General features: G+C 50.6%; 8 protein-coding genes. All 8 read right to left on the bottom strand.

The window, feature by feature from the left end:
- Nucleotides 1–671: 671 nt before the first annotated feature.
- The 8 genes from fis to aroQ all read right to left on the bottom strand — a co-directional run bounded on the left by fis (nucleotide 672) and on the right by aroQ (nucleotide 7477).
- Nucleotides 672–968: a DNA-binding transcriptional regulator Fis gene (gene fis / locus QRY16_RS18415; RefSeq protein ID WP_003855228.1), complete on the bottom strand. Its 297-nt coding sequence runs from the start codon at nucleotides 966–968 to the stop codon at nucleotides 672–674.
- 23 nt (nucleotides 969–991) lie between these two features.
- The gene (dusB, locus tag QRY16_RS18410) at nucleotides 992–1957 is read right to left on the bottom strand and encodes a tRNA dihydrouridine synthase DusB (RefSeq protein ID WP_289777624.1); all 966 of its coding nucleotides are present in this window, start codon (nucleotides 1955–1957) and stop codon (nucleotides 992–994) included.
- A gap of 572 nt (nucleotides 1958–2529) precedes the next feature.
- Nucleotides 2530–3414, bottom strand: a complete 885-nt coding sequence (gene prmA / locus QRY16_RS18405; RefSeq protein WP_289777623.1) for a 50S ribosomal protein L11 methyltransferase — start codon at nucleotides 3412–3414, stop codon at nucleotides 2530–2532.
- A 16-nt stretch (nucleotides 3415–3430) separates the two neighbouring features.
- Nucleotides 3431–4873 (bottom strand): sodium/pantothenate symporter, encoded by a 1443-nt coding sequence (panF, locus tag QRY16_RS18400; RefSeq protein ID WP_289777622.1) that lies wholly within the window; start codon nucleotides 4871–4873, stop codon nucleotides 3431–3433.
- Nucleotides 4863–5105: a YhdT family protein gene (locus QRY16_RS18395; protein WP_193405723.1), complete on the bottom strand. Its 243-nt coding sequence runs from the start codon at nucleotides 5103–5105 to the stop codon at nucleotides 4863–4865. The genes panF and QRY16_RS18395 overlap by 11 nt, the downstream gene beginning before the upstream one ends.
- A 71-nt stretch (nucleotides 5106–5176) precedes the next feature.
- Nucleotides 5177–6526 (bottom strand): acetyl-CoA carboxylase biotin carboxylase subunit, encoded by a 1350-nt coding sequence (gene accC / locus QRY16_RS18390; protein WP_289777621.1) that lies wholly within the window; start codon nucleotides 6524–6526, stop codon nucleotides 5177–5179.
- Between the two features lie 11 nt (nucleotides 6527–6537).
- On the bottom strand, nucleotides 6538–6999 hold the full coding sequence (gene accB, locus QRY16_RS18385) for an acetyl-CoA carboxylase biotin carboxyl carrier protein (protein ID WP_193405671.1): 462 nt from the start codon (nucleotides 6997–6999) through the stop codon (nucleotides 6538–6540).
- A gap of 25 nt (nucleotides 7000–7024) precedes the next feature.
- Nucleotides 7025–7477, bottom strand: a complete 453-nt coding sequence (gene aroQ / locus QRY16_RS18380) for a type II 3-dehydroquinate dehydratase (RefSeq protein WP_289777620.1) — start codon at nucleotides 7475–7477, stop codon at nucleotides 7025–7027.
- Nucleotides 7478–7663 lie beyond the last annotated feature (186 nt).

Raw genomic sequence — 7663 nt, 5'->3', positions numbered from 1 at the left:
TTTGCATATGCAAAGGGCTTTTTTCGTTGGCGCATTAAACTGATCAAAATCACCGTTCTATTCTTCTTAATACCCATCCTTTGAATTAAGTTTCTATACTAGCTAACCAGGCACAAATTACTACCATACATCATCCATTAAGAAGCGGTACACGCCAGGATTTAAACGGACTAATAAATCCTGAATTACTCCTCATCTACCTATTTCAAATCCGGAGCAACAAAGGCTTCCTGCTAGCTACGGCTCAATCATTTCATCGCAACCATCACCGTCACTTTATCAGCGTTGCCCACACCAGGATGGTGCCAATTCTGCATTTCATTGAATTTATTAGAAAAGAAACGGCGGTCTAACGTATCCCGCTAATACCCTTATCGAAGAAAGCAATATGCGCTGATCCAATCACTTTATATAAATAGTCTTATTACAGAAAAAGAACGAAACTCAGACAGGAATGTATGAAGTAGTCTTGTTACGAATAAAAGCAGTGGCTGCTAGTCATTAAAAGGCGCAAGGGAACACATAAGGAAGGCGGAGGGAGGAGATAACTATGATCAAGGATGCCAATCAATCATTGATCGTTTCACACGTTTATCGCTGGTTCTGTTGTCATTAAGCACAAATAAAAACGCCAACCCAAAGGTTGGCGTGATTAGCAGGATGAACCAATATCAGTTCATGCCGTATTTTTTCAATTTCTTACGCAGCGTACCGCGGTTAATACCCATCATCAGGGCAGCACGGGTCTGATTGCCACGGGTATATTGCATCACCATGTCCAACAGAGGCTGCTCGACTTCTGCCAAAACCAGCTCATACAGGTCACTAACGTCTTGACCGTTCAGTTGAGCAAAATAGTTCTTCAGTGCTTGTTTTACCGAATCACGTAACGGCTTTTGCGTTACCTGATCCTGTGAGTTAACGGTAGAAACAGTCAGTACGTCAGAATTTACGCGTTGTTCGAACATAGTTCTTTCAGCTCTTTATTTCGTTACGCAAGATTTTCGAAGTATGCCTCCAACGCCTCCAGCTGTTCGCTGGCATCCTCAATGGCGTTGAATGTGCGCCGAAACTGGTCATTCGGGGCATGCTCCTGGAGATACCAGGAGACGTGCTTTCGCGCTATACGGTATCCCTTGCCTGGACCGTAAAAGTCGTGCAGCTCACGTATATGCGAAACAAGCAAGCGCTTCACTTCTGCCAGAGGCAGTGGAGCAAGCAACTCCCCAGTGTCCAGATAATGCTGGATTTCCCGGAAGATCCACGGTCTTCCCTGAGCAGCACGTCCTATCATCAGAGCATCGGCTCCAGTGTAGTCGAGCACCGCTCTGGCTTTATGCGGGTCAGTTATGTCTCCGTTCGCGATAATCGGAATAGAGACACTCTGCTTAACTGTCCGAATGCTGTCGTATTCAGCTTCCCCGTTGAACAGGCAGGCACGAGTGCGGCCATGTATCGTCAGAGCCTGAATGCCACAGCGTTCAGCCAATTGGGCAATCGCGACACAGTTTTTGTTTTCAGGATCCCAGCCGGTGCGTATTTTCAGTGTAACCGGCACATTAACTGCATTCACCACCGCAGAGAGGATTGACTCCACCACTTCGGGATATTGCAGTAAGGCCGAACCCGCCATTTTGCGGTTCACTTTCTTCGCAGGGCAGCCCATATTAATGTCAATGACCTGGGCACCAGCATCAACATTAATCCGCGCAGCCTGCGCCATCTCGCTGGGATCGCAACCGGCGATTTGCACGGCGCGAATACCTGGCTCATCACTATGCACCATGCGTAAACGAGACTTATCACTGGCCCAAACCTCGGGATTTGATGACAACATCTCAGAAACCGCCATTCCTGCGCCCATTTCATGACAGAGCATCCTGAAAGGCTTATCGGTAATACCGGCCATAGGCGCTGCAATCAATCGATTTCTCAGCTGGATGTTTCCAATACGCATGAAGTAAAGATGGCCATACTGTGTCTGCAAGGCGGCGTATATTACGCATTTTTTAAGGAAGATGAAAGGCCAAACTTTGAACAATTAGCAAGGAAAGATCAAAGAAACAGGGCGCATGAAGATGTATTTTTATATTTATTCTTATAATTCATATGCTTAAGTAAATTTCGCTGAAATTGTATACAAAAGTTTTTCCGATAAAGTTCACCGAATTACCAGATATTAAACGTCACCTGACGTAATTAACGATACATGCAACGGGGAAACAGCCTAGTTGTACCATTCTCTGCCAGACAGAAACGCATCCAGCAGGCGTAACCTGCTCATCCAGCCACAGTCAAACGAGCTTTGAAAAAAGGCTGCGCGCGATGGATTGCTACCCGGTGCCGCATCAGAGTGAGAAGGGTTAATTTCTCTTTGAGATACATCGGAACGATATTTGCCTGAGTTGATGGATACACCGCTTCTGAATCGTATGAGCGCATTAGATAAGCCCTGCTATTACTGGCCAGGGCAGAATGAAAATGCGCGCGCTGTGATCAAAGCCGTGCAATCCACGCAGAACAGTGCGATCAAGCGCGTTTGATACCCGTAATGCGACACCACTCTTCTTTGACAGCAACCGGGTCTAAGGCGAATTGCTGTACATAAGCCTCACAGACGCTTTCAGCCTGGCTCTCCAGCACACCGGATAAGCCTAAATGGCCGCCCTGTTTTGGCAGCACGCTGATCAGCGGCGCTAATTCTCGCAGTGGGCCAGCGAGAATATTCGCGACCACTACGTCAGCCTGCAAATTTTCTGGCTGTTGGTGCGGCAGATAAAGTGACAGGCGCTCCGCAACACCGTTTCGCTCTGCATTATCACGGCTGGCCTGAATAGCTTGTGGATCAATATCAATGCCAATAGCCTGAGCTGCGCCCAATTTTAGCGCAGCAATGGCCAGGATTCCTGAACCGCATCCAAAGTCGATCACTGTTTTACCTGCCAGATCCAGACCATCGAGCCAGGTCAGGCAAAGTGAGGTTGTTGGATGTGTTCCGGTGCCAAATGCCAGGCCAGGATCAAGCATCACGTTTACCGCATTTGGATCGGGTACATCGCGCCAGCTTGGACAAATCCACAAGCGTTCGCCAAAACGCATAGGATGAAAGTTTTCCATCCACTCGCGTTCCCAGTCCTTATCTTCGATTTGCTCAATTTTATGACGGAAACCGGTAGCCAATACAGGATGATGTGACAGCACCGCAATGACTGCCTTCATGTCGGTTTCCGCATCAAATAAACCAATCACATCGGTATCTCCCCACAGGCGTGTTTCACCTGGCAGAGGCTCATACACGGGCGTGTCATTGGTGTCCTGAAAAGTGACTGATACTGCGCCGGTTTCCATTAACGCATCGCTCAGCGTCTCTGCATGCTCACCTGAGCTATTAATTTTGATTTGAATCCAAGGCATAACATTTCTCTTTCATTCATTGTTGTGGCGCATCAACCGACGGGACACGTCCAAACAGATTGCCGACTAAAAACGCCAGCAGACTTAAAAGCAAGGATGGCACGATAGGATGAAAACCCCCGATCTGCCAGTTAAGGCTCGCCAGAAAAGCGTAGCAGCTTCCCCCTGTCACCATGCCGCTAATTGCACCGGCAGCATTGGCTCGCTCCCAGTAAAGGCCCAGCACCAGCGGCCAGAGAAACACGGCTTCCAGGCCGCCAAAAGCCAGTAAATTTAGCCAGATGATCATATCTGGTGGGTTCCAGGCAGCAACCAGCAGCAGGATACCCAGTAACAACGTGATGGTGCCGGATAACGCGCGTAGCCGCGACTCATTTTCCATATGCTGCGGCGCAACGCGCAAATAAAGATCCTTTACCAGCGTCGCCGACGCTTGCAGCAGTTGTGCATTGATAGTTGACATGATGGCAGCCATTGGCGCCGCAAGGAACAGTCCTGCCGCCAGTGGCGGAAGCACCGTAATCATCAGGGTCGGAATCACGCGATCAGGCACGGTGAGATCCGGTAAAATGGCCCGACCCAATGCGCCAGCCAGATGCATACCTAGCATCAGGATCACCACCACGGCAGTGCCAAGAACAATGGCGCGATGCACGGCTTTACTGTCTTTATATGAGATACAGCGCACCGCGGTGTGTGGCAGACCAATTACGCCAAAGCAAACCAGCACGGTAAATGAAGTAAGAAAGGTAGGGTTGATGATGTTGTCTGGTCCCTGTGGCGACAGCAGCCTGGGATCGATGGCGTGGAGCTTCTCGACTGCGGCATGCAAACCGCCAGCCTGGTGCAAAATGGCAAAGAGCAGTAAAAATGTGCCAATCAGCATCACTATGCCCTGCATCGCATCATTCAGCACGCTGGCACGAAAGCCGCCAAACGCGGTGTAAAGTGCGATAGTACCGCCGAAAATAAGCAGCCCGGTATCGTAGGGAATGCCCGCAGCCGTTTCAAGCAGGCGTGCGCCACCAATAAACTGAACCGTCATCGCACCTATAAACGCCACCAGTAAGCTCAGGCTTGCCAGCCAGATGAGTAATGGGCTGCGATAACGGGCATAAAGCATATCATTGAGCGTCACCGCGTTATGGCGGCGTGCCAAAATGGCGAACTTCTTGCCCAGTACACCCAATGACAGCCAGACCGCCGGAACCTGCACCATTGCCAGCAGAACCCAGCCTAAACCGTACTTATAAGCCGCGCCGGGACCGCCAATAAACGAGCTGGCGCTGATATAGGTGGTAGTGATGGTCATCGCCAATACAAAACCGCCCATTGAGCGATTACCCAGGAAATATTCCGTCAGGAAGTTGCCCTGGCGCTGTTTACGCGCAGCAAACACTGATAGCGCCGCAACTATCACTAAATAGGCTAATAAAGGAAGGATAATTTCAGTTGCCATTTTTATCCTCCAGTGACATATCACGAAAGATCATCCGCACCATCAGCCAGCATAAAAAAATGAACAGTAGCGGCGCAAAAATGCAGGAAAATTCGAACCAGCGCGGTAAGCCGGTAATGCCGGTTTCGTTACCGCCAAGCCAGGCAGTAAGGCCCCAGACAACCAGCCAAATCAGTGTTAAATAAAGCGACCAGCGCGCTTCTTTGTGCGCCTGTGAAAAACGAGCATCCATCATTTACCCCAACCCCAGCGGCAAAAGAAAAAGGCCGGATTAACCGGCCTCAATGTCACTCAACATTGCGTTTACTTCTCGTGCAAGCCGAGTTTCTTCTCCAGATAGTGGATGTTAGTGCCACCATGCTGGAAGTTTTCGTCGGACATGATCTTCATCTGCAGCTCGACGTTGGTCTTGATGCCATCAATGATCAGCTCCGCCAGGGCATTTTTCATGCGCGCAATCGCCACTTCACGGGTTTCGCCGTAGGTGATCAGCTTGCCGATCATGGAATCGTAATACGGCGGCACGCTGTAACCGGCGTAAATATGCGATTCCCAGCGCACGCCAAAACCGCCCGGTGCGTGGAAGCGGGTGATTTTACCTGGACTCGGCAGGAAGGTGTTTGGGTCCTCGGCGTTGATACGGCATTCCACCGCGTGACCGCGAATCTCCACGTCAGCCTGTTTAATCGACAACGGCTGACCGGCTGCGATACGCAGCTGTTCCTTGATGAGATCCACACCAGTGATCATTTCGGTCACCGGATGCTCAACCTGAATACGGGTATTCATTTCAATGAAATAGAACTCACCGTCTTCATACAGAAACTCAAACGTACCCGCACCGCGATAGCCGATATCAATACAGGCTTTCGCACAGCGATCGCCGATAAAGCTACGCAGTTCCGGCGTAATACCCGGCGCTGGTGCCTCTTCGACCACTTTCTGGTGGCGGCGCTGCATGGAGCAGTCGCGCTCGCCCAGATAGATGGCGTTGCCCTGACCATCAGCCAGTACCTGAATCTCGATATGGCGCGGATTCTCCAGGTACTTCTCCATATACACCATGTCGTTGTTGAAAGCCGCTTTGGCCTCCGCCTTCGTCATGTTAATGGACTGTTCCAGATCCTTGTCGCTGCGCACTACGCGCATACCGCGGCCGCCGCCACCGCCAGAGGCTTTGATGATCACCGGATAACCGATACGCTTCGCGAAGGCACGGTTCTTTTCCATGTCATCGGTCAGCGAGCCGTCGGAGCCAGGCACGGTTGGCACACCGGCTTTTTTCATCGCGGTAATCGCGGAGACTTTATCGCCCATCAGGCGGATGGTGTCAGCTTTCGGGCCAATAAAGATAAAGCCTGAACGCTCAACCTGCTCGGCGAAATCGGCGTTCTCAGAGAGGAAGCCGTAGCCGGGATGGATCGCCACCGCGCCGGTGATTTCAGCAGCAGAAATCAGCGCCGGGATGTTGAGATAGCTTTTGACCGACTGCGCCGGGCCGATGCAGACGGTTTCGTCAGCCAGCAGTACGTGCTTAAGGTCACGGTCCGCGCTGGAGTGCACCGCCACGGTCTTGATGCCCAGCTCTTTGCAGGCACGCAGAATACGCAGCGCGATCTCACCACGGTTAGCAATTACAATTTTATCCAGCATGGTTCGCCTCGTTATTCGATGACGACCAGCGGCTCGTCGAATTCAACCGGTTGACCGCTTTCCACCAGGATCGCTTTCACCACGCCAGACTTATCTGCTTCAATCTGGTTCATCATTTTCATGGCTTCGACGATGCACAGGGTATCACCGGCGTTCACTTTCTGGCCTACTTCAACGAAGGCTTTCGCGTCCGGGCTTGGGGTGCGATAGAACGTTCCCACCATTGGCGAACGAACGATGTGGCCACTGATTTCCGCAGGCGCAACTTCAGTTACGGTCGCAACCGGTGCGACAGCGGTAGCCAGGGCAGGTTGTGGCATCGGAGCAGCATAAGCCTGCTGCATCATCGGATAACCCGCATTTGCAGGTGCACGACTGATACGAACGGACTCTTCGCCCTCGGAGATTTCCAGCTCAGAGATGCCAGACTCTTCAACCAGTTCGATCAGTTTCTTTATTTTACGAATATCCATGAGTGGGGTTCCGTACTCAGTTTGATTAATTTGTTTGAGACAGGCGTTTTACTACCGTTTGTAAAGCCCATGCGTAGCCGTCGGCGCCAAGCCCACAGATCACGCCAGCAGAGACATCAGAAAGACAGGAATGATGACGGAAGGGCTCGCGGGCATGCACATTTGAGAGATGCACTTCTATAAACGGAATATCGACCGCCAACAGAGCATCACGTAACGCTACGCTGGTGTGCGTAAACGCGGCAGGATTAATAATAATGTAATCCACATTGCCTTTGGCCTCATGAATGCGATCGATCAGCTGAAATTCAGCGTTGGATTGCAAGTGGCTCAGCGTTACATTCAGTTGACTGGCCTGCTGCGTCAGATCACTGACAATCTGACTTAGCGTAGTATGACCGTATTTTTCAGGCTCACGCGTTCCTAGCAAATTAAGGTTAGGTCCGTTTAAGAGCAGAATGTGTAATTTATGTGCCATCTTGCTGCTATCTCCCGCAATCATTGAGGAATCGCGTAAAATACCTTGCCTCTCTTCGTTTGTCACCCATCAGGGCCAAAAAGAAGTCATGGTTTGCAATAAAGCCGGGCATTATATCCGTTTCGTGGCAATTCGCAGCAAAATACTGGTCTTATCTGCGAAGTTGATCGGAGGAGACATCTTTTA

The sequence above is a fragment of the Mixta mediterraneensis genome (genome assembly GCF_030283135.1).
Classification (GTDB): Bacteria; Pseudomonadota; Gammaproteobacteria; order Enterobacterales; family Enterobacteriaceae; genus Pantoea; species Pantoea mediterraneensis.
Note: the sequence above shows the minus strand (reverse complement) of the source record. Positions and strands in the feature narration are given on the sequence as shown.

Bases quoted from the DNA above. Each gene is read 5' to 3' on its own strand.
- dusB (WP_289777624.1), bottom strand. From the start codon at position 1,957: ATGCGTATTGGAAACATCCAGCTGAGAAATCGATTGATTGCAGCGCCT.
- accB (WP_193405671.1), bottom strand. From the start codon at position 6,999: ATGGATATTCGTAAAATAAAGAAACTGATCGAACTGGTTGAAGAGTCT.
- fis (WP_003855228.1), bottom strand. From the start codon at position 968: ATGTTCGAACAACGCGTAAATTCTGACGTACTGACTGTTTCTACCGTT.
- QRY16_RS18395 (WP_193405723.1), bottom strand. From the start codon at position 5,105: ATGGATGCTCGTTTTTCACAGGCGCACAAAGAAGCGCGCTGGTCGCTT.
- aroQ (WP_289777620.1), bottom strand. From the start codon at position 7,477: ATGGCACATAAATTACACATTCTGCTCTTAAACGGACCTAACCTTAAT.
- prmA (WP_289777623.1), bottom strand. From the start codon at position 3,414: ATGCCTTGGATTCAAATCAAAATTAATAGCTCAGGTGAGCATGCAGAG.
- panF (WP_289777622.1), bottom strand. From the start codon at position 4,873: ATGGCAACTGAAATTATCCTTCCTTTATTAGCCTATTTAGTGATAGTT.
- accC (WP_289777621.1), bottom strand. From the start codon at position 6,526: ATGCTGGATAAAATTGTAATTGCTAACCGTGGTGAGATCGCGCTGCGT.